Source organism: Thalassoroseus sp. (assembly GCF_984380535.1).
The window spans coordinates 123,643-149,309 of record NZ_CFHRBF010000015.1 but is presented as its reverse complement, the minus strand read 5'-3'; the positions used below and the strand labels follow the sequence as shown (position 1 = coordinate 149,309).

General features: G+C 54.6%; 23 protein-coding genes. 11 read left to right on the top strand and 12 right to left on the bottom strand.

Annotated features, from left to right (window positions below):
- The first annotated feature begins 41 nt into the window (after positions 1 to 41).
- From AC5DDB_RS20690 to AC5DDB_RS20680, 3 genes are all read left to right on the top strand, one after another.
- On the top strand, positions 42 to 1,481 hold the full coding sequence (locus AC5DDB_RS20690) for a DUF1501 domain-containing protein (protein ID WP_491741665.1): 1,440 nt from the start codon (positions 42 to 44) through the stop codon (positions 1,479 to 1,481).
- Between the two features lie 100 nt (positions 1,482 to 1,581).
- Complete coding sequence (uvrB, locus tag AC5DDB_RS20685; RefSeq protein ID WP_491741664.1) at positions 1,582 to 3,687, top strand: excinuclease ABC subunit UvrB; 2,106 nt, start codon at positions 1,582 to 1,584, stop codon at positions 3,685 to 3,687.
- A gap of 191 nt (positions 3,688 to 3,878) precedes the next feature.
- The gene (locus AC5DDB_RS20680; protein WP_491741663.1) at positions 3,879 to 4,319 is read left to right on the top strand and encodes a DUF2721 domain-containing protein; all 441 of its coding nucleotides are present in this window, start codon (positions 3,879 to 3,881) and stop codon (positions 4,317 to 4,319) included.
- Positions 4,320 to 4,322: 3 nt separating this feature from the next.
- Here the strand turns inward: AC5DDB_RS20680 and AC5DDB_RS20675 are convergent, their stop codons facing one another.
- The 5 genes from AC5DDB_RS20675 to AC5DDB_RS20655 all read right to left on the bottom strand — a co-directional run bounded on the left by AC5DDB_RS20675 (position 4,323) and on the right by AC5DDB_RS20655 (position 8,538).
- Entirely contained in the window at positions 4,323 to 4,610 is a 288-nt protein-coding gene (locus AC5DDB_RS20675) for a hypothetical protein (protein ID WP_491741662.1), read from the bottom strand.
- A 68-nt stretch (positions 4,611 to 4,678) separates the two neighbouring features.
- Positions 4,679 to 5,695 carry an NAD-dependent epimerase/dehydratase family protein gene (locus AC5DDB_RS20670; RefSeq protein ID WP_491741661.1) on the bottom strand — a complete coding sequence of 339 codons (1,017 nt, stop codon included), beginning with the start codon at positions 5,693 to 5,695 and terminating at the stop codon, positions 4,679 to 4,681.
- Between the two features lie 35 nt (positions 5,696 to 5,730).
- On the bottom strand, positions 5,731 to 6,816 hold the full coding sequence (gene murG / locus AC5DDB_RS20665) for an undecaprenyldiphospho-muramoylpentapeptide beta-N-acetylglucosaminyltransferase (protein ID WP_491741660.1): 1,086 nt from the start codon (positions 6,814 to 6,816) through the stop codon (positions 5,731 to 5,733).
- A 6-nt stretch (positions 6,817 to 6,822) separates the two neighbouring features.
- Positions 6,823 to 7,461, bottom strand: a complete 639-nt coding sequence (locus AC5DDB_RS20660) for a DNA-3-methyladenine glycosylase family protein (protein ID WP_491741659.1) — start codon at positions 7,459 to 7,461, stop codon at positions 6,823 to 6,825.
- 24 nt (positions 7,462 to 7,485) lie between these two features.
- Entirely contained in the window at positions 7,486 to 8,538 is a 1,053-nt protein-coding gene (locus AC5DDB_RS20655) for a 3-keto-disaccharide hydrolase (protein ID WP_491741658.1), read from the bottom strand.
- 198 nt (positions 8,539 to 8,736) lie between these two features.
- On the opposite strand from AC5DDB_RS20655, the gene AC5DDB_RS20650 reads away from it, so the two are divergent.
- On the top strand, positions 8,737 to 9,636 hold the full coding sequence (locus AC5DDB_RS20650; protein ID WP_491741657.1) for a histone deacetylase family protein: 900 nt from the start codon (positions 8,737 to 8,739) through the stop codon (positions 9,634 to 9,636).
- A 5-nt stretch (positions 9,637 to 9,641) separates the two neighbouring features.
- Here the strand turns inward: AC5DDB_RS20650 and AC5DDB_RS20645 are convergent, their stop codons facing one another.
- The 5 genes from AC5DDB_RS20645 to AC5DDB_RS20625 form a co-directional block, all read right to left on the bottom strand.
- Complete coding sequence (locus AC5DDB_RS20645) at positions 9,642 to 10,850, bottom strand: CpaE/TadZ family protein (RefSeq protein WP_491741656.1); 1,209 nt, start codon at positions 10,848 to 10,850, stop codon at positions 9,642 to 9,644.
- 360 nt (positions 10,851 to 11,210) lie between these two features.
- Complete coding sequence (locus AC5DDB_RS20640) at positions 11,211 to 13,118, bottom strand: type II and III secretion system protein family protein (RefSeq protein WP_491741655.1); 1,908 nt, start codon at positions 13,116 to 13,118, stop codon at positions 11,211 to 11,213.
- Positions 13,119 to 13,284: 166 nt separating this feature from the next.
- The gene (gene cpaB, locus AC5DDB_RS20635) at positions 13,285 to 14,289 is read right to left on the bottom strand and encodes a Flp pilus assembly protein CpaB (protein WP_491741654.1); all 1,005 of its coding nucleotides are present in this window, start codon (positions 14,287 to 14,289) and stop codon (positions 13,285 to 13,287) included.
- A gap of 87 nt (positions 14,290 to 14,376) precedes the next feature.
- Entirely contained in the window at positions 14,377 to 14,931 is a 555-nt protein-coding gene (locus tag AC5DDB_RS20630) for an A24 family peptidase (RefSeq protein ID WP_491741653.1), read from the bottom strand.
- 515 nt (positions 14,932 to 15,446) lie between these two features.
- A complete protein-coding gene (locus AC5DDB_RS20625; protein ID WP_166824357.1) occupies positions 15,447 to 15,620 on the bottom strand; it encodes a Flp family type IVb pilin in 174 nt (57 codons plus the stop codon).
- A gap of 506 nt (positions 15,621 to 16,126) precedes the next feature.
- Between AC5DDB_RS20625 and AC5DDB_RS20620 the strand changes: the two genes are divergently transcribed.
- The 3 genes from AC5DDB_RS20620 to AC5DDB_RS20610 are packed head-to-tail and all read left to right on the top strand — an operon-like array spanning position 16,127 to position 17,810.
- On the top strand, positions 16,127 to 16,573 hold the full coding sequence (locus AC5DDB_RS20620) for a PGPGW domain-containing protein (protein WP_491741652.1): 447 nt from the start codon (positions 16,127 to 16,129) through the stop codon (positions 16,571 to 16,573).
- A 4-nt stretch (positions 16,574 to 16,577) separates the two neighbouring features.
- On the top strand, positions 16,578 to 16,829 hold the full coding sequence (locus tag AC5DDB_RS20615; protein WP_491741651.1) for a hypothetical protein: 252 nt from the start codon (positions 16,578 to 16,580) through the stop codon (positions 16,827 to 16,829).
- Between the two features lie 27 nt (positions 16,830 to 16,856).
- On the top strand, positions 16,857 to 17,810 hold the full coding sequence (locus tag AC5DDB_RS20610) for a dihydrodipicolinate synthase family protein (protein WP_491741650.1): 954 nt from the start codon (positions 16,857 to 16,859) through the stop codon (positions 17,808 to 17,810).
- Positions 17,811 to 17,948: 138 nt separating this feature from the next.
- Here AC5DDB_RS20610 and AC5DDB_RS20605 read toward each other — a convergent pair whose 3' ends face one another.
- Positions 17,949 to 18,758, bottom strand: a complete 810-nt coding sequence (locus tag AC5DDB_RS20605; protein ID WP_491741649.1) for an enoyl-ACP reductase FabI — start codon at positions 18,756 to 18,758, stop codon at positions 17,949 to 17,951.
- A 526-nt stretch (positions 18,759 to 19,284) separates the two neighbouring features.
- On the opposite strand from AC5DDB_RS20605, the gene phoU reads away from it, so the two are divergent.
- The 4 genes from phoU (at position 19,285) to AC5DDB_RS20585 (ending at position 24,825) form a co-directional block, all read left to right on the top strand.
- Positions 19,285 to 19,977 carry a phosphate signaling complex protein PhoU gene (phoU, locus tag AC5DDB_RS20600; RefSeq protein WP_491741648.1) on the top strand — a complete coding sequence of 231 codons (693 nt, stop codon included), beginning with the start codon at positions 19,285 to 19,287 and terminating at the stop codon, positions 19,975 to 19,977.
- A 31-nt stretch (positions 19,978 to 20,008) separates the two neighbouring features.
- Positions 20,009 to 20,710 (top strand): response regulator, encoded by a 702-nt coding sequence (locus AC5DDB_RS20595; protein WP_491741647.1) that lies wholly within the window; start codon positions 20,009 to 20,011, stop codon positions 20,708 to 20,710.
- Between the two features lie 29 nt (positions 20,711 to 20,739).
- Positions 20,740 to 22,620: a MutS family DNA mismatch repair protein gene (locus tag AC5DDB_RS20590; protein WP_491741646.1), complete on the top strand. Its 1,881-nt coding sequence runs from the start codon at positions 20,740 to 20,742 to the stop codon at positions 22,618 to 22,620.
- 84 nt (positions 22,621 to 22,704) lie between these two features.
- Entirely contained in the window at positions 22,705 to 24,825 is a 2,121-nt protein-coding gene (locus AC5DDB_RS20585; RefSeq protein WP_491741645.1) for a prenyltransferase/squalene oxidase repeat-containing protein, read from the top strand.
- A 26-nt stretch (positions 24,826 to 24,851) separates the two neighbouring features.
- On the opposite strand, the gene AC5DDB_RS20580 is transcribed toward AC5DDB_RS20585, so the two are convergent.
- The gene (locus AC5DDB_RS20580; protein WP_491741644.1) at positions 24,852 to 25,505 is read right to left on the bottom strand and encodes a YMGG-like glycine zipper-containing protein; all 654 of its coding nucleotides are present in this window, start codon (positions 25,503 to 25,505) and stop codon (positions 24,852 to 24,854) included.
- Between the last annotated feature and the right edge of the window lie 162 nt (positions 25,506 to 25,667).

Below are 25,667 nucleotides of genomic sequence, written 5' to 3'. Positions count from 1 at the left end.
GCCCTCAAACGCCTCCTATTACGCACGACGAGATTTTCATTATGAACGATCGACGCCACGCCCCGGTTTCTCGACGACAACTTCTGCAGAATGTCGCTTGCGGTTTCGGTGGACTAGCGTTGTCGGCGATGGCTCATCAAAATGCTTCCGCTTCGGCGAAGAAAGCGGGCAACTCGCTCGGAGAGTTACCGACCCATTTTCCGCCGTGTGCCAAGCGTGTGATTTTCATTTTCATGCAAGGCGGCCCCAGTCAAGTCGATACCTTCGACTACAAACCCGCGTTGGCCGAACAAGATGGTAACTCGTTCGAATTCTCCGATGCTCGTGTCAAAGCGAATTCCGGCAAAAAAGTCTCCACACATAAGTTGATGAAATCGCCGTGGAAGTTCCGCCAATACGGCGAAACCGGACGATGGGTTTCCGACCTGTTCCCCGAAACCGCGCGACATGTCGACGACATGGCGATGGTGCATTCGATGCATACCGAAGGGGTCGCTCATGGACCGGCGACAATCTTTCTGCACACCGGAGCCACAAATTTTGTTCGGCCATCGGTTGGTTCGTGGATTACCTACGGCTTAGGAACCGAGAATGCCAACCTGCCTGGTTTCGTCGCGATTTGCCCGTCGGCCGGCAACGGCGGACCGCGAAATTACGGGAGTGCGTTTTTGCCGCCGTCATGTCAGGGAACCGCCATCGGCGATCCGAATTCGCCAGATATCATGATTCGCGATCTCAAGAATCCGTCAACATCAAGGAACGAGCAACAACGACATCTTCAACTCACACAGGCTCTCAATCGCCAACAATTGTTGCAGAACGGAGGTGGTGCCGAGTTGGAATCGGTCGTCAAGTCGTATGAATTGGCGTGGAGAATGCAATCGCACGCGCCGGAACTGCTCGACCTCGTCGGTGAAACTCCGGAAACCTTAAAACTCTACGGCATTGGCGAGAAAGAGACCGATAAGTTCGGCCGACAATGTCTCATCGCCCGACGTTTGTGTGAAGCTGGTGTGCGATATCTGCAGGTCAACTATGGTGATAACGGCGCGAACCCGGCGTGGGATCAGCATTCGAATCTGCCGAAACACGAACAACACGCCCGCCGGGTCGACCGCCCGATTTCCGCGTTGCTCACTGACCTGAAACGTCGCGGCTTGTTGGAAGACACGCTGGTGTGGTGGGGAAGTGAATTCGGCCGCACGCCGTACTCGCAGAGCAACGGCACCGGTCGCGATCACAACCCGAGTGGGTTCACGATGTGGCTCGCAGGTGGCGGTGTGAAACCGGGGATCACCTACGGCAGCACCGATGAATTCGGTCATCAAGCGGTCGAGAACAAAGTGCACATGCACGACATGCACGCAACCATCCTACACTTGCTCGGCATCGACCACGAAAAGCTGACGTATCGCTACTCCGGTCGCGATTTCCGTTTGACTGACGTGCACGGCCACGTTGTTCACGACTTGTTCGCGTGAGCAAGCCAGGGAACATCCCTGGAGGCTTGGACAGATCACTTGGACACGACCTACAATGAAGGAGTAGCCCTATCCGCGTCGTTTCCAAGAAATTGAATCTATGCCGAAATTCCAAGTAGCCAGTGAGTTCGCCCCAGGTGGCGATCAACCTGCGGCGATTGCGTCTCTCGTGGCCGGCATCCGTGAAGAGAAAAAGAACCAAGTGCTGCTCGGGGTCACGGGCAGCGGCAAAACCTTCACGATGGCCAACGTCATCGAACAGGTGCAGAAACCGACGCTGGTCCTCAGTCACAACAAGACTCTAGCGGCTCAACTATACGGCGAATTCCGCGAATTTTTCCCCAATAACGCGGTCACGTATTTCGTCAGCTATTACGACTACTACCAGCCGGAAGCGTACATCCCGCAACGTGATATTTACATCGAGAAAGACTCCTCGATCAACGAGGAAATCGACCGGCTACGGTTACTCGCGACGAGTGCGTTGGTGAGTCGAAGGGATGTCATCGTCGTCGCCAGTGTGAGTTGCATCTATGGGTTAGGGTCTCCGAAAGACTACCTCGAAATGATGATTCCACTGCAAGTCGGTGGAGAAATCGATCGGGATGAACTCTTACGGAAGCTGATTGATATTCAATACGACCGCAACGACGTGGCGTTCGAACGCGGTCGGTTTCGTGTGCGGGGCGATGTTGTTGAAGTTTGGCCGGCCTACGAGGAATTCGCCTACCGCGTGGAATTGTGGGGCGACGAAGTCGAAAAACTTTCGATCATCGATCCACTGACGGGTGAGGAATCCAAGTCGCTGCCAGATGCGTATATCTATCCGGCGAAGCACTTTGTGTTACCTCAGTCTCGCATTGATGCGGCGATGGAAGAAATCGACTCGGAACTCAACGCCTCGTTGGAGACCTTCCGCAAAGAAGGAAAACTTCTGGAAGCACAGCGGTTAGCCGCCCGTACCCGACACGATATGGAACTACTGAAGGAAGTCGGATTCTGTCCGGGAATCGAGAATTACAGTCGTGCACTCGCCGGGCGAAAACCAGGCCAACCGCCTTACACGTTGCTCGACTTCTTCCCCGACGATTTTCTAATGATCATCGATGAATCGCACGTCACTGTGCCGCAAATTCGCGCGATGTTCAACGGCGATCACGCCCGAAAAACAACGCTCGTCAATCACGGTTTTCGATTGCCAATGGCGCTCGACAACCGACCGCTGAAGTTCGAAGAGTGGGACAACATCCGCAAACAAACTGTGTTTGTTTCAGCGACTCCGGCGGATTGGGAATTGGAACAATCGGGTGGGGAAGTCGTTGAGCAGGTGATCCGTCCGACGGGCTTGGTCGACCCGGTCATTCATGTCGTTCCCGCTCGCGGTCAGGTGCCCCACTTGTTGGAGCAGGTCCGTATCCGTATCGAACGCGGCGAACGAACCTTGATCACGACACTCACCAAGCGACTTGCCGAGGACCTCACGACGTACATGCAAGAGGAGGGCATTCGTTGTCAGTGGTTGCACTCGGAACTGGATGCCATCGAACGCGTCGAGATTTTGCGGGAACTTCGGGAAGGGCGGTTCGATGCGGTGATCGGCGTGAACTTGTTGCGGGAAGGCTTGGACTTACCGGAAGTCTCATTGGTCGCCATTCTAGATGCCGACAAAGAAGGCTTTCTACGGAGTGAAACCAGTCTCATCCAAACGATTGGACGATCGGCGCGAAACGTGAACGCCGAGGTCTATCTGTACGCGGATGAAGTCACGCAGAGTATGCAGCGGGCGATCGAGGAAACCGAGCGACGTCGAGCCTTGCAAATAGCTTACAACGAAGAACACAACATCACGCCGGAAACAATTCGCAAGGCGATCCGGAGGGGAATCGAGGACGAGATCGAAGCTCGACAAATCGAACGGGAGGCCACGGGACAAAGCGAAACTCAATTCGTGACCCAGGAGTATCTCAGCGAGTTGGAAGCGGAAATGTTGATGGCAGCCGAGAATCTTGAGTTCGAACGGGCGGCTAGTTTGCGAGACCGCATCACCGAATTGCAGCAGAAACTCGGCGAAAAGATCACTGTGCATTCCGAAGGCGAAGACTCCAACGAACCGAAACGACGTGGTGGTCGCAAGGGGAGGGGCAAAGGCCGACGATCAAACAGCAGTAGCAAACGCATCCCGAAACCTCAGCGACCGGACAGCTAACGTTCTGAGGGAATCTCGGCTTGCAGACTCATTTGAACATGGCAATTCGATAGCCCCGTTGCAAATTCTTCTAGAATTCTGTCTTCCGACCAAAGGATCTGTATCGACATGATATAGTGATTGATCGCGGGCTATTGCCAAAAGGCAACGCGCGTCCGATCACAACTCCTTTCACAGAACCTGGAACTTCCATGAATTTCGACGAACTCATCAATTCGGCCATTGCGCCGATTGGATTGATATCTGGAATCGGGTTATTGTTGCTCAGCTTGGTCAACCGGTACCACCATTGCTTGGACCGCACGCGTTCTCTACTAGCATTGAAACACGATCGGAAACTGTCGGAACAGCAGAATTGGTCCCTTCACTTACTCTACCGCCGCTGTCATCGTTTGCGTACGAGTATCGTCTCGATCAGCTGTAGTGTGTGTTTCAGCGGATCGATCGTGATGTTGTCGGTCATTGAGATCGTACTTGGTTTTCAGTGGTGGCACGTCAAAGCGGGGTTGCTTTTCATGGCGATCTTATGGCTAAACGTTTCTGCGGTCTTGTTCGCCTATGATTTGTTGCAATCGATGAAAAGCCTGCAGGCGGAGTACGAGGAAGAAATGAACCGCAATCCGCCAAGTTAGATTTCACGGGTTCCACATACCGACGTACCACTCAAACCAACCGGCGATCCATTCGTTCTCGCAAAGCAAGACAATCGGGTAATAGATGATATAAACGAGACGATCAATCGAACGGCCGCCGATATTGTAGGCTTCGTAAATTGGCCAATACATCGGGCCGGTCGAGAGCACGTATATCAACAATGTGAATGCGATGCGGTTATAGATTCGCCATCCACGCCCGTCGTCGGGGTCCGACCGATACGATGAATGAGTTGGCTTGGCGGACGTGCCCGGTGGCGTGGGTGTCATCAGTAAGGTCGGCCCTTTTCAAAAACTCGGTTCGATCGGCGATGGTCGCAGGATTGCACCGGTTGAGCTTACGGCACGAGATCATGCTTGCGGTACCACTCTAGAGTGTTCTGTAATCCCTCTTGGAAATCAACTGCGGGAGCATAACCAAGAACCCGCCGAGCTTTCTCGATTGAGTAATCCAAGTTCAATCCCAGAAACTTGATGCGGGCATTCGAGAGAATCGGCGCATGTTTCGCACCGAACAAACGGTACGTTCCCTCAAGGAGTCGAGCCAGTCCCTTAGCAATCGGAAGTGGCACGGTCCGATTGGGGACATCGTAATTCAATCCTTCCGCAATCCCCGCGACCAGTTCTTCCTTCGACACCAACCGACCATCGGTAATGTTGAATGTTTCGCCAACCGCAGCATCGATCTCCATCGCCAGGAAAATTGCATCGACCAAATTCGTGACGTAAGTGTTATTGATCAATTTGTCCCGGGATCCCAGGTAGCGAAACTGTTTTGACTTTAGTCGCTCCATAATCCGTGGCAATACGGTGCGATCGCGGGGGCCGTAGATGAAACCGGGACGAAGGACCACGGCGGGTAAGCGGTTGTCATCGATCTGCTGACGTACGACTTGTTCGGTTTCCGCCTTGGAGACGGTATAGCCATCGATGCCGGTCGTGCTGATGGGTGTGCTTTCGTCAGTCCCATGGTGATCGATCGCAGGATATACGCCAAGCGAACTGACATGAATCATCCGTCGCAATGTTCCTGCTGCTTCGATCGCTGCCAACAAGTTTCTGACGCCGCCCACATTGACAGTGCGATAATCCGCGATCGGGCCCCAGTCCCCCACCTTCGCCGCGCAGTGCACGACGAGCGTCACACCTTCCATCGCGACCTTCAACGAATCAGCGTCGCTGAGATCGCCGGTCACAATTTCGACGTCGAGTTCCTGTAGCAACATAGTGTCACTCGTCGGGCGAACGATGACACGGGTTCTCAATCCGCGTTTGCGAGCTTCCTCGACGACATGACTTCCGACAAGCCCGGTGGCACCGGTGACCAACAACAAGTCCTGATCCATGATTTCCATCAAGCGACAATCCATTGGTTGAACCGACCGCATCATCAACGGCCGGGAAGGAATTCCCCGACAATATCAGCGACGAGACTCGCGGCATTCGGCTTAGCCAACGCTTTCATCGCCTGACGCATTTTGGCACGCACTGAGGAATCGCACAACAGCCGTTGGGTGAGTTCGATCCATTCCTTCGGATCCGCTGCTTGCTCGCACACCTCGGCTGCTCCGGCATCCGCGAAGAACCGGGCATTCTTTCGTTGATGGTCGTCCTTGGCAGTCGGGTAGGGAACCAAAATTGACGGAACACCTGCACATGCCAGTTCACTGAGCGTTGTCGCCCCAGCTCGCGTGATGGCCAAACCAGCATTTGCGTAGTAGGGCGACAAATCTGAATAGAAAGCGGCAACGGTCGCCGAGATGCCGAGTTCTTCGTACCGAATCCGCACACGGTCTTCGTCCCAGACTCCCGTTTGATGCACGATTTCCCAACTCGTCAGCTGCGACTTCAAGTGCGGAAGCATCGATACCACACAGTCATTCACGGCAGTAGCGCCTTGACTACCACCAAGAATCAGAAGCGTTTGGCGTTTTGATCTTGCGTGGTCGGAATGCAATGCAGCGATGTCCGCTCGAATAGGGTTTCCCGTCCAGATGACGCGTTTGGGTTTTGCCGTCTTGAAGTCGGTTTCGGGAAAACTGGTGCACACTGCATCCGCGTTCTTCGCGAGCAACCGCGTCATTCGCCCGGCGACAATGTTCTGCTCTAAGAGAACTGTCGGAATCCCCTGACTTCGACTAAACCAGATCGGTAAGCCCGACGCAAACCCGCCCAAACCGACGACGACAGCGGGATCATAATGGCGACTGACGCGTCTCAACTCCCGAAGCCCGCGATACGAACGAATCGCGAAGCGGAACGGATTGCGAACCGCGGCGTTCAGAGTTTGTACCGGCAACGCGACGTGTGTGAAACCGGCAGATGTGATGATTTCGCGTTCTATCGGCCGGTCGGAACCGACAAAAATGCAGTCGATGGATGGATCACGTCGCCCCAGTTCCTCCGAGACCGCAATGCCGGGCGTCAGATGCCCGCCGGTTCCGCCACCCGCGAACATCACGGTGCATTTCCGCATCCGAGTTTACTCCGCGGAACCGATCGGCGAGGGAAGTTCCAAACTCCGCCAGCAATACCAACTTGCAATGGTCGCAAACGGTCGCCAAGGTGCTGCCAGTTGTTCCACGTCGACCCGGTTGGGCAGTTCATCAAGACCGTACAAATTCTTCAATGCCATGCGAATGCCAAGATCCGCGTGCGGCAGCACATCCATTCGCCCCAACGAAAAGATCAAGAACATCTGGGCCGTCCATTCGCCGATGCCCTTGACCTGGGTAAGTTCCGCGATGATTTCCTGATCCGTGCGTCGCCCGATTGTCCGCAGCTGAATCCGCCCGGTTTGCTCGTGTTCGATGAGGTCTCGAAGATAGCGAACCTTCTGGCCAGAGAGACCAACACTCCGCAAATCTTCATCGCTCAATTCGTTTAGCGAATCAGCGTTGAGGGTTGCCGGCTTCAATCGAGCCAGCAATTTATTCCGGATGGAATTCGCCGCCTTCGTGGAAATCTGCTGGGAGAGAATTGACCGCACGAGCATCGCAAAACGATCGCGTTTGGCCCGTAATGTAAACGGCCCAACGCGATCGATGACGCTTTCGAGCACGGGGTCGGCTTGCTTCAAATGCGTCAACGCCCGTTCGACTTGCACCGTCCGAAATGCCATCCGTGAAACCTTTGCGGTGCTTGACTAGCGTTTTGCCAACGACGGGGCCGGTGCTTCGACATTGCGATGCGGGACCATCCAAACGTTGCGATAACGAACCGGGTTGCTGTGATTCTGCAGTTTGATCGGCAACGGATTCGGTCCTTCACCAACGCTCTGACCAGCTCCGGTAGCACGTTCGATTTCGAACTGGTCTTGCACGGGCACACCGTTGTGATGCACCGAGATGACCGCGTTCTTGATCTTGTTGCCTTCAGCATCAAACCGCGGCGCGATGTACAGGATGTCGTAAGTTTGCCAAGTCAATGGAGGCAAGCACATGTTGACGTTCGGCGGTTGATAGCGGTATAGGGCACCGCACTCATTAAACACCCCATCGAGTGCAAATGAATCGAGAACTTGCACTTCATATCGGCTGTGAATATAGACGCCGCTATTGGCCCGGCCTTGTCCACGAGCTTCGGGCATATACGGGAGTTTGAACTCCAGATGAAGAGTAAAATCGTTCGCAGGTGTGACGATCTCGCAACCTTCTTTCAGGAAGCCTTCCTCATCGAGTTTGCCGTTCTTCAAATACTCACTCGATGTGCTTCCATCAAAAATGACGAAGGCATTGTATGGGGCGCGTTTGCCGAGTGTCGGGCTGTGACGCTCCACTTTCGCCAGTTCGCCGACCATGAGTTTCTCCGTCGACGCAAATTTTGCATCGGACTCGGTCACCACAACTTGCAGGCCGTCACCAGCCAACTCAACCTTGTTGTTCTGTAGTTTGCCACGGACTTTGAACTTCGTTTCCCGATCCCAACCAGAGCCGGGCAGCCCGCCGAGATACACAACTCCGATAAACTCGCCTTTTCCCTGCGCTGCAACTTGTAGACCCATTTTTTGGATTTCGAAACTGCCGTTTCGCTGAATCGCACCTTGGCCGCTGAACTCACCCTGAAACTTGAAATCCTCATCGACGGCGTCCAGATTTGTCGCCGCATTCCCCGGTCCGGCGGCAAACACCGTCCGGTTGAATTCGGCTGATTCCATGGACAATAAGCCGGCGAGCAATACGACTATCGGAATACGCATCGACAGAGTCCTTCGCGTCTTAATTATTGATATCGGAAAGTGTTAAAATGGGCGGACCATCCAGTCTGAGCGGACGACGCGTAACGTGCAAGTGTCCAACGAGAGAAACTGCCGCCGATATGGTCAAACGGTATCAGGTGACTACGATATTGCCGGTTTGACTCGATTATTCTTCAACACTTTTGACATCATCTCATCGTGCAGTTGTTTTACACCGACCATTTTGTGCTCCCGCTTCCTGAAACCCATCGGTTTCCGATGTTGAAGTATTCCCGTCTGCGGCAACGGGTTTCGCAATCCCGCATCGTGGAATCGGGGAACTTGCGAGTCCCGGACGCCGCCACGAATGATCAACTCGAATTGGCTCATCATTCGGAGTACGTCCGGCGGGTGGCGGAGGGGGAACTTACTCGACAGGAGGTCAAGCGAATTGGTTTTCCGTGGTCGCGTGGCTTGGTCGAACGGTCACGGCGTTCGGTGGGGGGAACGATCGCGGCGTGTCGATCGGCGATGGAATTTGGTGCCGGTGGGAACCTCGCCGGTGGCACGCATCATGCGTTCGCGGACCGGGGCGAAGGTTACTGTGTGTTCAACGATGCCGTCGTCGCGGCTCGGGTACTGCAAGCGGAAGGACGCGTGCAGCGGATCGCGATCATCGACTGCGACGTGCACCAGGGCAACGGGTCGGCCGTGATGGCGACGAATGACCCGTCAATTTTCACGTTTTCGATCCACGGTGAAAAGAATTGGCCGCACCGGAAGGAGCAAAGCGATCTCGATATTGGTCTGCCCGATGCCACTGAAGACGCCGAATACTTGGCGGCCCTTAAATCGGGCGTTGAGCAAACGCTATCGAAATCGCAACCGGAACTGGTGATTTACGTTGCCGGGGCAGACCCTTACCGTGACGACTCACTCGGGCGACTTTGCTTAACCAAAGACGGTTTGGCAAAACGCGATCGGCTTGTGATCCAGAGTTGTCGACAACGATGCATTCCGGTTGCGGTCTGCATGGCGGGCGGATATTCACCGAACATCGACGATATCGTCGACATCCATTTTCGAACTCTCGAAACACTTCGAGAGTTCTCCGTATGACCGAATTACTTCGCACCTGCGAATAAGCCGAACAGCCCTTTGCGAGCTTTTTTGTCGTCCTCGGGGGCAACCTCTTCGGCAGTGCTGTCAAACGCCCGTGCGATCTTTTCGATGGCCTTGGTGAGCTTTGCTTTCGGGGCTTTCTGGATCAGCGGGATTCCGTTGTTCCGCGAGTCGACCATCGTGGCGTAATCGTTGGGAACCTCGAACGAGATGTCTCGACCCAGTGTTTCCAGGGCTTTGCTCAAGCTGATCTGTGATTCTTCCAGACCCAACCGGTTGATCACGACTTGTACTCGATCGCCGAACGTTTCGAGTCCATCGAAGAACTGAAGAAGCCGTACTGCATTCCGCAAACTTGGCAAGTCAAGTTGAGTGACCAACAATGTTGCATCGGAAGCCTCCATCGCGGCCAAGTCGAGTGGGCCGAATGTTTTTGTCACATCGATGACGAGGTGTGTGAAGGTGGCTTTCAGCAGTGTGATCACCCGCCGCATTTGTTCAGGCGACATGATCGGCGTTTCTTCCAAATGCACCGGTCGCGGCAACAAGAACGCACCACACTCGTGTTTCGTCAACGAGCGTTTGAGCAATGAGTAGTCGAGCCGAGAGATATTTTCGGAGACGTCTTGAATCGTGTAATCGGGGATGATGTCGAGCCAGACGTCGGCGTCGCCGAGAGCGAAGTCCAAGTCGATACAGGCAACGCTATTCGCTGGATTCTTCGCAAGAATACAGGACAGATTAATCGCCAAACTCGTGCATCCGACACCGCCACTGACCCCAGCAACCGTAATGACTTGGCTTCCGCGAACCGCTCCGTCGCTATTGCCTTTGCCTAATGTTTGTTTGATACGATCAAGGGCCGCAAGAAAGTCATCCAAATTGAGCGGCGAACTTAGGAACTCTTTGGCACCATTTCGCATCGCTTGCAGAATGACGCTGCCTTCGTTGGACTTACTGACCACGAGCACGTTCGTCGAAGGCATATCACGGGTGAGTTGGCCGACCAACGCAAGAGCCTTGGTTGGATCGCTATCCAAACAAACCAGAGCGATGTCGGGGTGTGATTGACTGACGACATCGGAGAAAAACTCGTAGCGGGAACAATCAGCATCAAGCCAAACCTGATCGATTCCCAACAACAAGTTCTTCAACGAGGCGCGGGTTGCATCATTGGGGTCGACAATCGCGACACGCACAACGTTGTTCATTTTGAAGTCCGTCCATTCCCAGGTAAACCGTGTTCTCTCACCAAATCGATATCGACGATCTGCCAAACGTGTGTTGATCGGAATGCGAAATCGGCGAGAACCGCCAAGATCCCAATCCCGACGCGCACTAAATGCAGCCGGAACCGTAGGGATCTCATGAATTGGTTATCCTAAACATAGCTTATGAATGTCATCGTGGATCAAATTGATGTCGAGAATTTGCAGCGAACCCGAATCATGTGAAAGGACGTCTTGAGTTTTGTGCAGGAACCGACTTTGCAATTCCTCGTTCCCAACGAAAAAAGCCGATGACGTGGGCACGTCATCGGCGATGGATCGGCGGAACCGCGAACGTTTCGCTTATTGGGGAGTGATCAAACCTCGCCGCTGGGGCGTTGCATACTGGTTGCCGGCAGGAACGACCGGAGACTGATTTGTCGGCTGCCAATTCGGACGACCTTGACGTTGTGTCGTCGGAAGTGGTGGCGGTTGAACGGCGTCGTTCGGCGTTGGGACACCAAGTCTTGGCAACTCGAATGCCGAATCCGGTTGCGGATGGACGGGTTGCACGGTTCCTGTCGGTTCCATGGCCGGGAGTTGTGCCGGTGCGGACTCCATCGCTGGTTCGTAGACCGGATTCGACGGTCCGATCGGTTGCGGGGCCGGTTCCATCACAGGAGCAGCACGCATCGCTGCGTCGCCCATTTCCGCACCGGAGTAGTGCATGCGGCTGAACGGCACGCCGGCTCCGGTCGGTTCACAATCTGGACACACTCCGCCATAGTTCGGGACTTCGATGAAGCCATCACGGTACAGTTCACGATCGGTCGGAACGTCTGTGCTCAAGCCAGGTCCGCCGGCGGGAACTTCATATGGATCGAGCGGGCCAGCCAACTCGGGGGTGACAAGAATCACTAACTCGGTTTCGCCTTCGTCATATTGGACTCGGCGGAACGCGGCTCCAATCCAAGGCAACTCACCGAGGAACGGAATCTTACTGGTAGTGGCTGTCCGTCGTAGAGAAAGCAGACCGGCCAACATGTAGGTTTGGCCGAACTTCATTTCCACCTGTGTGTTCACACGACGAGTCGTCAAACCTGGGACGGTGAAACCGTTGATGTTGACGGAGTTCGAGAAGTCTCGTTCGCTGACTTCCGGTTGAAGTTCCAATCGGACGCGTCCCGCACCAAGGATCGTGGGAACCGCTTCCATGCGGACACCAAATTCCCGCCATTCAATTGTGGTTGTCCCTAGAGACTGTGGCACCACGATCGGGAACTCACCCCCGGCCAACATCTGAGCCGGCCGACCGTTGGTGGTGTTGAGTGTCGGTTCCGCCAAGATCTTCAGGAGTCGTTCTTGTTTCAACGCATCCAAGAAGGTTTGGAAGATATTGTTGTCGTCGACAATCCCGCCGGCGAGCGACAACGAACTCAACGCGGTGTTCAGGATCTCTAGCCCCTGTCCACCAGCGCCGTTACCGGTGAAGTTCGCGGTCGAGTTCGATAGTGGAACCAGCGTTCCCGGCGTTGAACCGACGAAGCCGTTGTCGTTGACGTACAGGAAGTTCATCCCCAACTGGCGGATTTTGGATCGTTGAACTTCCATCACCCGACATTTCAAGATGACTTGCTGCATTCCACCGACATACATTTGGTTCAACACATGCGGGTAGAATCGCTCGGCGATCTCGACGATCTTGGTGATTTCTTCCGGTCGTGTGACCCACCCACGCAGCACGACGCTGTCCTGAACGGCGACCGCTTTGACGGCAGAGCCAGGAAACAGACGATCGATGTAGGCCTGCAAGTGTCGCACGTCACCTGCGACGAAAGCTTCCACCGTGTAGACGGCACCGAATTCATCGGTGAAGACCACGGTTGTTACGCCCGGCGTGAGAGCTTGCAACCGAAAACTCGTGGCCGACAATGCGGTGACATTCAAGACCACCGGGTCGAACCCATCCACGCGGGAAATCCGCTGTGGGAGTTGAATCACCTTCGAAAACTTCTCGGTGATTTGAGTCTGGGATTCCGGTTTGTTCACGACGAACACCGGATCGTTCGACGATACCGATTGATCGACTTCCGCCGGCTGGGCGAATCCAACCATGGGAGTCGCCAGAATCGCCGCAACGGCGAGCGTCCAACGGGTCACGAATCGAGTGACGCCAGGGTCGGTAACGCGGAGCCGTGTCCGTTTAGTGAGGCAACTGTCTGTGTTGCCTGTTGTGTGTGCCCAACGCGGGTCCGCGGGTTTTCTCTGCATCCATGCACCTCAGACAGGTAATAACGCTGGCTGGATTTCGGCTCCGCCAGAGCCGGAGATGGGAAATTGATCAAAACACTTACTCGTGGGGTGGTCAAAAACACCCTAGAGCAAGTGTCAAGATCAATAAACGGTTTTTCGGCCCGTTATCCAACTCTATCGTCTATCAGAGGGTCGGAACTTTCGGCATGTCCGCTGCAACCCCATTTTCCGTCAAATCTTCTTCATTCGAATCCAAATCAACCTCTTCGACCCGATGATCATTGCCGGAAAAAATCTCAATCTTCCATTTTTCCTGGACGACGGGGGCAGGTTCGGTCGAAGGGGCCGGCGCCGGAGCAGCCGGTTCTTGTTGCTGCTCGAGTTCCATTTTCAGTGCTTCCTGAACGCTCATGGCTGACGAAGCGACCGGGTTCGCGTCGTCCGTCTCGCCGAACATGTCTTCATTCAAGCGGCCCATGCTGGTCCCGGAGTCTTCGAAGATCGCATCGTCGACCGATTCCGTTTGGACAGTGCCCTGATCCATTTTGTTCCGCAATGCCAAGTGAATCGGTCCTTTGTTCTGGGCAAGCATCACCAGATTGGCTTGGTTCGGATCGACCAACAAAGAGATGTTCTTGGCGACGTGTTCGGTTTCTTCTGTCACAGCGGATGAACGCACGCTATCAGACGCGAAAACCTCGATGTATTCCAAGATGGTTTTGGTCTTGTTCGACATCCCACGCTCGGTGCGGATTTTGTAAGTTACCAACACATCGACCCGGTCACCGGCTTGAATCAGACCGGAGTGAGTCTTGGTCGCATCCACCGGCACCGAAACCACCCGCATGCCCTCAGGAATCTCCAACGAAGCTCCGTGCATGCCCGGTTGGTTCAGCTTGGCTTCCAACACAAGGTCGCCGGCAACGACGGCAGCTTTCAGAGAGCGATCGGCATACTGCTCTTCTGAGGTGACGGCTCCCGGCGGAATGGCGTCGATCGGCCATTTCTGGAAGGCGACATTGTCTCCATTAAGCGGAATACCGGGTTGGATGTTTGCCAACGCGACCAGAACCTGTCCGTATTCGTCTTCCGCAGGGCCATCCTTGGAAACGTATTTATTGGCCAGCACGACGCCGACGAGTCCCATGCTGACCGAGAAGGCCAATAGGACAAAGGATTTCATTCTCATAGGAAGACTCTCAATCGATACAAAGTAGAGTGGGCCGAAAAGACCGTTTCACCCGAACGGGCCGTGAACGAGTGAACGGCTGAAGTCTCAATACAACAAGCCGGCGTAGCAGAAGTAGCCAATCGACCCGATGCAAATCGGAATGCCGTATGGCAACAGGAACATGGTTGGCTTGCGTTCCTTGGCGATTTTCGAGAGTTCCGCAGGGTTTCGGACGGTCATCCACTCGTTCATGATCATCAAAAACTGTGCATAGTGCTTTTGAAAACCTCGTTTATAGAGCACCATGAGAACAGCCATGACCGCACCGACGACAACCGTCGCCACGAAGGCATAGAAGGTAATGTAGGAACCCAGCCAAGCACCAATCCCCGCCATGAGTTTGACGTCGCCCGCGCCCATTCCGCCAACGGAATACAATGGTAGAAGCGTGAGCAACCCCACGATCATCCCGAGAAACGCAAACCAAAGACCGCCCCATCCACCGACAACGGTGTTATAGACAAGTCCACTGAGGACCATGGAATACGTCAACCAATTGGGAACACGCAGTTCCTTGCCGTCGATCCAAGCCGCCACGATCAACACGACCGCGACGAACTTTACGTGCATGTTCTCTGTCAAGAGAGCTTGCCAGTCCATTGTCTGCCGCCTTTCTATTCAATCATTTCGCCATCGCATGGTTCTCTCGACGGTTTCCGGGAAGCCAAAGGGCGTTCCGCGTTGATTGCGTCTGCAAGTACCGCACGTCGGCCGTAGGCCGCATGGCTGGAGGGGAGTTACTCGGAATTGTCGCAAGACACCGGGGACGGCCACCGTAATGTCGACGGCGGCGGTCCTCACTGTCTGGCCCGTTGACGTGAGAAAGCTTTCAAGCGGTTCCGCGACCGAACATCAGCGATGCCAACCAAAGAGTGACCGCAACAAACACAGGCGAGAGTTGCCAAAGTGTCGAGAAATCGATCCAAAACGCAGACATACCGGAGATCTCCGTCGTAGAGTTTCAAAGGAAGTTCAAAGACGAATAGACGTAAAGGGAGGCCGACCGATGGAGTCCGAAAGAACTCCATCGGGCGGCCCAACCCGTTGACCCCGCAACTTGTCTGACACAACCAGCGGGCCGGCTGGCTTCGAATGAATCGCGTCGATTCAGTCGATTATGTCAACGCGTCGCGAACACCTTCGAATTTGGTGTTGGCGTTGGTGCCGATTTCACCAATCGCTGTCAAGCAGACGATGACGATCAACGCCAGCATGACGGCGTATTCGACGGCCGTCGGGCCATCTTCGGAGACCAGGAATTGTTTGACACTGCTGAGGATGTTCTTCATGAGTTGCCCTTTCTGGACTTGTGTCACCCCAATTGGGGTACGACCTGTTTGCGGACCTTAGCGAGACGGCTGACCCTCCGACTCACTGGACACCGCGACCCGAAAAACCTCACCGCGAGGTTTATCCACAGAATGATCTCTCAAACGACTATCAAACAGATGTCGATCGAACGTTCGAAAGCCGATCCCCTAAATCATTTTCAGGAAACCGTTTACGTCGCCAGGCTTGATTGAATCCGCCTGACACGTCAAACCTAGGTCACGCTAGCGAACTGTCAAACTGCGATCTTTAGAATAAATAGAGATTTTGGAAACTTTCTTCGGGTCTGTACTTCCGATCCCTGGTTTCACAAGTCGCACCGGGGATCGAATCCCCCGTCACTGTTGGCCGTCAGCGTTATAAAACGGCTCTCCTGGGCAATCGCCCGTTCCCTGGCTACACTGAACTCGCAGTGATTTTTCCTGGCAGGTGATTTGCGGTCAGCCTCAATGGGGTGCGGGTTGGAATGTTGTCAAAACTGGTCTTCAATGTCACGGATTGGATGGACGAACACTCCACGTTCGTTTGGACGGTCTCCATCTTGTCGGTGGTCACGTTCATTGCGAGCCTGATCCTCGTACCACTCTTAATTACCAAGGTACGTTCCGACTACTTCATCACCGAAGAGCCAAAGGCACCCGCATTCACCGCCCGACACCCGTTTCTGCGTTATGCGTTTTTAATCGCAAAGAACGTTCTGGGGCTCGTTTTGCTGCTTGGCGGAATCATGATGTTGGCACTTCCCGGGCAAGGGTTGCTCACGATGCTGATTGGCATCTCACTACTGAATTTCCCCGGCAAACGGGAACTGGAATTGTGGATCATCCGCCGACCTGCAATTTATCGTGCCGTCAATTGGATTCGCTTGCGACGTGGCGGCGATCCGCTGCAACTCCCTGAATCGTCGGACTGAAACCATGACGAATTCATCCCCGGAGAAGACTCCTTCGCAACGTCGCGTATTTGGTGTGCTCGCATTCGGAGCGATCATACTGTTGCTTTGGCCGCTGAGCTTGGGACCTGTCGTGTGGTTGTATGATCGTGGATATATGAGCGACCAAACCGCACAAATCATCGGTGTGCTTTACCAACCGTTAAGTTGGCTAATGGAATCTTCGCCCATCGTGGAGGATCTCGTAATGCACTACTTAGGACTTTGGCGACCGTAAACTTGAACTTCGAGGAATTATTGACTGATGAAATCTGCTGCGATTGATCCCACTCAAATGATCAAACCCATTCGTAAAGTCTCGGGGATTTCTGCGATTCTGTTGCCTTTTCTTGACTCCGGCGAGGTCGACTGGAAAAGTTTCAACGCCCATGTCGAGCGAACCATGAATGCCGGACTGACCCCGGCCGTCAACATGGACACCGGTTACACGCACCTGCTTGACGGGCAAACGAAACTCGATGTTTTAAAGCAGACCCGTGAAGTGTTGTCCGGGGAGTCTTTTGTCGCAGGAGCATTCGTTAAAGACCAACCGGGCGACCAATTCAATTTCGACATCTACGCCCGAGAAATGACCACGATTCAAGAATACGGCGGTTTGCCGGTCGTGTTCCAGTCGTTCGGGTTGATCGAACAAGCCGGCCCGGAGATCGTCGAGTCATACCAGGCACTCGCGGGAAGTGTGGATCGATTCCTGGGGTTTGAACTCACGCAGGACTTGGCACCGTTCGGCAAAGTGTACGATCTGGAAACGTATGCCGGCATGATGGCCATTCCGCAGTGCATCGGGGCGAAACATTCGTCATTCCATCGGGAACCCGAGTGGGAACGTCTGCAACTTCGCGACAAGAACCGGCCGGACTTCACCGTCTATACCGGCAACGACTTCGCGATCGACATGATCATGTACGGCAGCGATTACCTGCTCGGACTCAGCACGTTCGCGCCGGATTTGTTCGCCAAACGGGATGGCATGTGGGAAGCCGGCGATCCCGCGTTCTATGAACTTAACGATCAGCTGCAATACCTGGGTTACTTCACGTTCCGTGCCCCGGGAGCCGGCTATAAACACTCTGCCGCTCAGTTCCTAAAACTTCGCGGTTGGACGCAAACCAATCAGACTCATCCCGACAGCCCCACCCGTCCCGAAAGCGACATCGCCGTCCTCCAAGAACTCGGCGAACGTCTGGGCGTACTGTGAATTCACGATCGTAATTGTAGGTCAGGCTGTGCCTGACATTTCAATGGAATCCGTCAGGCACAGCCTGACCTACTCCCCGCCTAAACCGACCGCATGCGGTCGGTCTGCCGAGGTGGCGACGGTTCGAAGAACCGGCCGTTACGCTTCCTCGGCGTCGACTGGGGGTGCGCCCATGATGTGGTAGCCACAATCGACGTGCAATGTTTCTCCGGTGATGCCGGAGGCCATATCACTCAAGAGAAACGCGCCCGCTTTGCCGACTTCGCTATGCGTGACATTGCGACGCATCGGCGAGAAGGTTTCGTAGAGCTTGACCATCTGGCTAAAATCACCCACGGCCGACGCTGCCAACGTTTTCAGCGGACCGGCACTCAACGCATTGACGCGGAAACCTTCCGGTCCCAGTTCGCTGGCGAGATAGGTCATCGTGCTTTCCAAAGCGGCTTTGCAGATGCCCATCAAGTTGTAACCGGGAATCACCGTTTCGCCGCCGAGATATGTCATCGCAAGCAAACTGCCGCCCGGATTGAGAATCTCCCGCCCGCGACGAGCCAGTTCGATCAGGCTATACGCACTGATATCCATGGCGAGCGAGAACCCTTCGCGGGAAACCTCATAGACAGGGCACTTCAGTTGATCGATCGCTGCGAATGCCATCGAATGCAAAATGAAGTCAATCTTGCCGAACGATTCTTTGGCCTGATCGAAGACGGCATCAACCATTTCGGCATTTTGAATGTCGCATGGCATTGCGAATTTCGCACCGATCGGATCGACAAGTTTTCGAAGTCGATTTTCGTTCTTCGGTCGTGAGGGGTCTTTGTCGGGCAGGTGTGTGAAGCCCATTTCCGCACCGTGTTGGTGCAATTCCTCCGTGATGGCCCAGGCAATGGACCGGTCGTTGGCGATACCAAAAACCAGACCTTTTTTTCCTTCAAACAACTTCATTTTCCGCTCCTTCTCACGACACCAACCGACTGATCGAAACGCTCGGTATCAAATCAGTTGGAAAGGCCGGGGATAATCGTCAATGCCGAAATGTTTTGCAGTTGAGAGCCAATTTCAAAGCTCGTCTGTTACCGCCGTATGAAATTTCGATTGTAGTCGAAGTCAGGCGTAGAGATATCACACCCGATTGCGGTGATCAATGGTAGCGAATTTTGAAGGTCGGGCGAATCCACACCATTCGCTCGCAGAAAATTAACAGTTTCCGTCTAAGTTATCGGCGTTCGCATTCGGGCCGTCATTGGACCAGGCGTTATGCCAGCCCCATCGGCCCTTGTGTTTTTCTCCTCGTCTGCGATTATGAATAGAACATTCCAACGAGAGCAGTTCACGTTTCACCGTAGCGGATTCTGTCAGGTGGTAGTCCGTAAACCCAGGTTTTTCGCGGCCACCACAAATCCAGAAGACGCTAGTATGGTTTAAGCTCTTACCACGGAACCTTTGTTCTTTTCTTGTCGGCGACTGAAGCATGACGATACACCTGATCCGAGATTTAGAAGCGATTCACCGCGACATTCTTTCGATGTGCGCGCAGGTGGAAGACATGATTCACCTAGCGGTGGACAGTCTAAACGAACCTAATCAAGAAAGTGTGCAAACACTTCGCGAGCGGGATCTCAAGATCGATGCTTGGGACGTTCAGATCGAAGAAGAATGCCTGAAAATCCTGGCGTTGCACCAACCGGTTGCCATTGATTTGCGTCGGATTATGGCAGTGATGAAGATCACCGCGGAATTGGAACGTGTCGCGGATTTGGGAGTACATATTGCCGAACGGGCCTGCGGGTTGATCGGCTACCCGGAACTTCATGTCCCGGAGAAGCTGAAAACAATGGCCCAGGTTGCCCTGGACATGCTCCATCGCAGCATCGACTCCTATGTGGAACTCGACACCAAAGTTGCCAGACGAGTTTGCTCCGAAGACGATTTCGTTGATCAGATGAATCGAGAGATGATCGACGGATTGCTGAAAATCATGGGGCAACAACCTCACCTGATCGATCCGGCGATGCATGTGTTTTCGGCATCTCGCCATATCGAACGCATTGCCGACCACGCCACCAACATTGCGGAGGATGTCGTCTATCTCGTCGAGGGAGAGATCATCCGCCACAAACCGCCGTCCGAGTACTCGACCAATGATAACAAACACCAAGATTGAACCCACCTCAGCCCCCCGTGCCAGTAAAGACATGAGCAAGCAAAAAATTCTGGTGATCGAGGACGAACGCTCGATCGTGGAGGTTCTGACGTACAACCTGACGCATGAAGGTTTCGTTGTCGTCAGTTCGACCGATGGGCAAGATGGATTGCGAAAAGCACAGCGGGAGTTGCCGGATCTCATCATTCTCGATTTGATGTTACCGGTCACCGATGGGTTGCAGGTATGTCGTCAACTCAGAAGCGACCCCAAAACACAGCATATCCGCGTGCTGATGCTCACCGCCCGCAGCGAAGAAATCGACGAGATTGTCGGGTTCAACATGGGAGCCGATGATTACGTCACCAAGCCGTTCAAAATGAAGCCGTTGATTCATCGAATCAAAGCGCTTCTGCGACGCCCAGCGAGCGACTCCACGAATGTCGATAAAGTCGCCGTCGATGGCATCGAAATCGACAAGTTGAATCATCAATGTCGGATCGACGGTGAAGAGGTGATGCTCACGCCGACGGAGTTTCGACTGCTCTGGGAGTTGGCCCGGCAACCCGGCCGGCCTTTCACTCGACATGAGCTGATGGACAAAAGTCGCGGTGAAGATGCCAACGCATTGGAACGCACGATCGATGTCCACATTCGCTCGTTGCGTCAGAAACTCGGACCGTATGCGGACTGCGTCGAAACCGTCCGCGGTGTTGGCTATCGATTCCGTCCGCAATCGTCCTCCGGTAGTTAGTTTGGCGAAGTCAGAGAAACTTCTTCGCGGTGTGGACTGGTCCACCGGGCGGTTTTTCGTTAGAAGTTGCAGGCGAACACCCGGAATTGCTGCTCCAATTGTTAGAACGTATGCCGGACACACTGCGAACCACGCCCCGCAACGAATACTCTGACCGATTGCAATCGCGAGCCGCCGTTGTATCGGCCTTGCAAGTCACCGACGGTCGGATTGCGTCCGCGCGTGGCATTGTCTTCATTGCCGGAATCGTGCTGACGATTCTCGTCTTTCAAGAAGTCGTACCCCCCGCGTTAATCCTGCTCCCTATTGCGGTGTTTGTGGGATTGGTCGTGTGGCACGCTCGTGTTCTCAAACGCTTGGAAGCGGCCCGGCTTGCCGTCACCTATTACGAACTCGCAATGAAACGACTCGACGACGACTGGTTTGGAACCGGCGTTGCCGGCGAACGCTACCGGGACGCGAACCATGTCTACTCGGGCGATTTGGACTTGTTCGGGGATGGGTCGCTGTTTCAGTTGATTTGTCGCGCACGGACTCGTTTAGGGGAAGATGAACTGGCGAAATGGCTGTTGTCGCCAGCCGATCCGCAAGAAATTGAACAGCGTCAGCAAAGTGTGCAAGAACTTAGTCCGCGACTGGATTTGCGAGAAGAACTCGCATTACTCCGGGCGGAAGTTCACGACGACTTCGATCAGAACCGACTTCGGCGATGGTCGACGGAACCGCCTGCCCCCATCGAACCTTGGCGTCGAATTCTGGCGATCGTTCTATCAGTCGCGACACTAACCGGCTTGATTCTTTGGCTAGGTTTTGGAAGCCGCTTGTCGCTTTTTGTGGCGCCGCTGCTACTCGAGATCGTCTTTGTTGCCAGCTCTGCACGAGCCATCCGCCGCGTGTTCGACTCAGTCGACATCGGCAACGTCGGGCTCCAGATCTTGTCCGACGTGCTAGTCGTCATTGAAGCATCAAAGTTCGAGTCCGAATTGTTAGTCAAAAGTCGTCAAGATCTGGAAACCGACCATCTGCCGCCGTCGGCACAGATCGCCAGATTGAGTCGATTGACCGGTTGGTTGAACAACAGTTTGCAAAACCAGTTTTTCTTTCCGTTTGCCTTCGTTTTGTGTTTGCCGTTACATCTCGTGCATGCCATCGAAAAGTGGCGGGAAGACGTCGGTTCGCATATTCCTCAGTGGTTAGATGTCGTTGGTCGATTCGAAGCTCTGACCTCGCTGGCGGGGCACAGTTATGAACGACCCGACGATCCCTTTCCAACGGTCACATCCGAGGGACTCGTGTTCGATGGGGTCGCGTTGGGACACCCGCTCCTCCCGGACGCGGAGTGCGTTCGCAACGATTTGAAGTTGGACGAGAATCGGCAACTGGTGCTGATCAGCGGTTCGAACATGTCCGGTAAGAGCACGTTGCTGAGGACCGTTGGGACGAATGTCGTCTTGGCACTTGCGGGCGGACCGGTCCGAGCGAAATCGCTGAAGTTGTCTTCGTTGCAGGTGGGCACAGCGATGCGAATCAGCGACTCGCTCCAAGACGGGCGATCGCTGTTCTACTCGGTGCTACGACGGTTAAAAGCCGTTGTGGACTTGGCCGAGGGTGATCGGCCGTTACTGTTTCTCCTCGACGAAATCTTGCAAGGCACGAATTCTCACGACCGTCGCGTCGGATCGGAAGGCGTGATTAAGAAACTGATCGAGAAAGGTGCGATCGGGCTTGTCACAACGCACGACTTGGCACTTACGGACATCGTGCAGGAACTCGATGGCACGGCGGAGAATGCGCATTTCGAAGACCACATCGAAGACGGCGAGATGACATTCGATTATCAAATTCGGCCGGGCGTGGTTCAGAAAAGTAATGCGTTGGAACTCATGCGGATGATCGGCCTCGACGTGTAAGCGTTGGCACTTCTTTCGTTCGCCGATAGACTGAAGGCTTTCACCTCCCGCAAACCCGCAACCGGTCCGGTCCAGGGTGTTTGAATGCCGCATGAATTTTGGGTTCGCTCCGCCAACAACGTGCGTGGACCGTTCGCCGCGTCCGACTTACAACGCATGGCGCGTGACGGACAACTACAACCGACCGACGAGATCAGCCGCGACCAATCTCGTTGGAAACCGGCGGAAGAAATCCGCGGCCTTCAATTTTCTACGCCCACACAACAGCGTGCCCCTGTTGCCAGCCCCCAACGCAATTCGCTTCTCATCGGTTTGGGGACCGCTTTACTGATCGCACTGACAATCGCCACCGGCATGGCCGTTGCATCGGCGGGACCGTTGCAGACCAGCGTCGTTGTGTTGTTGTTCGCAGTCATGGTCGGACTTGGCTACTCCGCAACGAACATTGGCTGGATGTCCGCAGGACTCTACGGGGTTCTGGTGACCGGGTTCGGGGCGTTCGTGCTGGCGGATCGATTCTCCACGTACACCGGGCCATTGGCTGTCGGTCTGATTGTCGCGGGATTGGTCGTGCTTGCGTGGAAACTGATCGCCATCGGCCTCGGCCACGACTACCAAGATGCGACGATCACTCAACAAGACCTCGGCCATTTCACATCCACTCGGCTCAGCGAACGCGAACTTCGTCGTGTGCAGAAGACGCTCGGCGGGGCACCGACCGGGACAAACCCCAAACGTGTTCGTGTGCGACTCGATCCCGATGATTTGCTCCGTACCGAAGACACATTCACCGAATCGTTCGAAAAGGAAACCAAACGCAGCCTACCAGCACTCGGTATCAGCTTGGCCGCCCACGCTCTTTTGCTCGGCATTCTTTGGCTATTCAAGATCAGTTTGCTCGATCAAACACGAATCGAGATCAAGGGCGGATGGATCACCGAACGCGAACAAACCGATGTGGTCGTCGAACCCAAAGAAACAGGGACTGTGGAGCTCAAGGGACTCGATTTCAATGCCAATGCGACCTCCCCACCCACCAGAAACCCATCGCAAAAATTGGATGATGAGTCGAAACTCTCAAGTTCAACTCCGGCACTGGCCAACGTCAAGGAATTGCTCGCACAACGCTCGGAGGACAAACGCCGCGAAACGCTCGCAAAATTTGAAGGAGCCGAACGCATCGACGAAGCGGTGACGGCCGGTCTGAACTGGTTGAAACGCCATCAGCAACCTGAAGGAAATTGGCAGCTCCATACCGGGTACCCGAACGCAAGCGAAGTCGTGCTGAAAACCGATACCGGTGCGACTGCGTTAGCACTTCTCGCATTCCTGGGCCATGGTCAAACTCATGTGAACGCCGATGATGAATCCACACGCGATGCCGTGGCACGAGGCTTGAATTGGCTGATCGATACGCAAAAGCCAAACGGCGATTTTCACGACTGGGACGAACTCGGTCGTCAAACCGCTTACTACGCGCACTCGCAGGCATTAATCGCAATTTGCGAAGCCTACGCGATGACCGGCGACCGAAAACTCATCGATCCAGCCGAACGGGGCATTCGCTTTCTGCTGGAAAGTCAGCAACCGATCGAAGGGGGATGGAAGTATCAGCCGCAGGATGAACAATCGGTCGGGGATTTGTCCGTCACTGGTTGGGCACTGATGGCACTACACACCGCTCGCGTGGCAAACTTGCGTGTGCCGTCCGAACCATTCCAAAGAGGACACAAGTTTCTGGATTTAGTGCAACTCGAAGACGGGGCACGGTACAAGTACGAACCGCGACCCGGGTGGGATGCGACTTATGCAATGACCGGAGCAGGGCTGCTTTGTCGCCAGTACTTCGGCTGGACGCAGAAAGAACCGGCACTTGGCAGCGGCGTCGACTACTTGCTCTCACCACCGAACGAACCGGTGTGGACCGGGGGCAAACGAAATGTTTATTCGTGGTATTACACGGGCCAAGTGCTACACAACTTAAACGACGACCGCTTCACAGAATGGTACCAACGGACGGCGACGGAGATTCTCGACCATCAGTTTACTGGTGGCGGTCGTGCGACGCGGGGCAGTTGGTCACCGATCCCCGCGGGCGATCCTTACGAGTACGGCGAAAAGGCCGGTCGGTTATATCTGACTGTGATGTGTCTGCTCATCCTCGAAACACCATACCGACACGTTTCGTTGAACGCCTCGATGTGAAGACCGACAGCATGGACATTCGCCACCTAAAGATCGATATGTAGGTGGGCACTGTGGCCATGCCGGCGATAGGGACGCCAGCGACGAGGCGGATGATGGCAGAATGGCGGCGGGTGGACGACGATCGGTACCGGGTGTGGTTCGACAACGATAACTTCCGGGCTATGGATCGGCGGTGGTGGCAGGACGGTGGTCGTCGTGACCGGTGTGATCGGCGGTCCGCCCGCTTGCATGGTCGCGATGACCGCATCGGAAACGCCGCTGTTCTTCAGCCAAATGAGAGCGTTTGGACTGGTATCGAACTGCCCGCCGCGGGTGCGAATCGCGTTGATAATCACGTCCTGGCTAAGACCATTTTGCGTCATTGTCACAACGTCGGCGTTTGTCACAGCCCGCGCCGCGACCTGTTGTTGTTCCATTTGATAGGCGTGCGCCCAAGCCGCATCACGTTGACGGGCACTGTCTTCAGCGTTTCCAACCAACGCTCCGCTGAGCGCACCGGCTGCAGCTCCAATCAACGCCCCATTGCCCGCGTTGCCGCTTGCACTACCGATGATTGCCCCCGTCGTCGCCCCCAGACCGGAGCCAAACAAAGCTCCGTTCCCGGTCGACGTGGCACAGCCTGCCATCGGTAGAGTGGCAAGAATGGCTAAAATGGTGAATATCCATCGTGTCCGCATGGCGTTTCGTCCATGAAACAATGCCCGCGCGTCGTTCTAGTGAAGCGCGGGATATTAATTCTTCGTGACGACCGTGTCACCCCCGAATTCTTTCGGCAATGGCACGCGAAACCACGATCGAAAAAACAGCATCATCACAAAAAAAGCCGCCTCGTAAGTCAC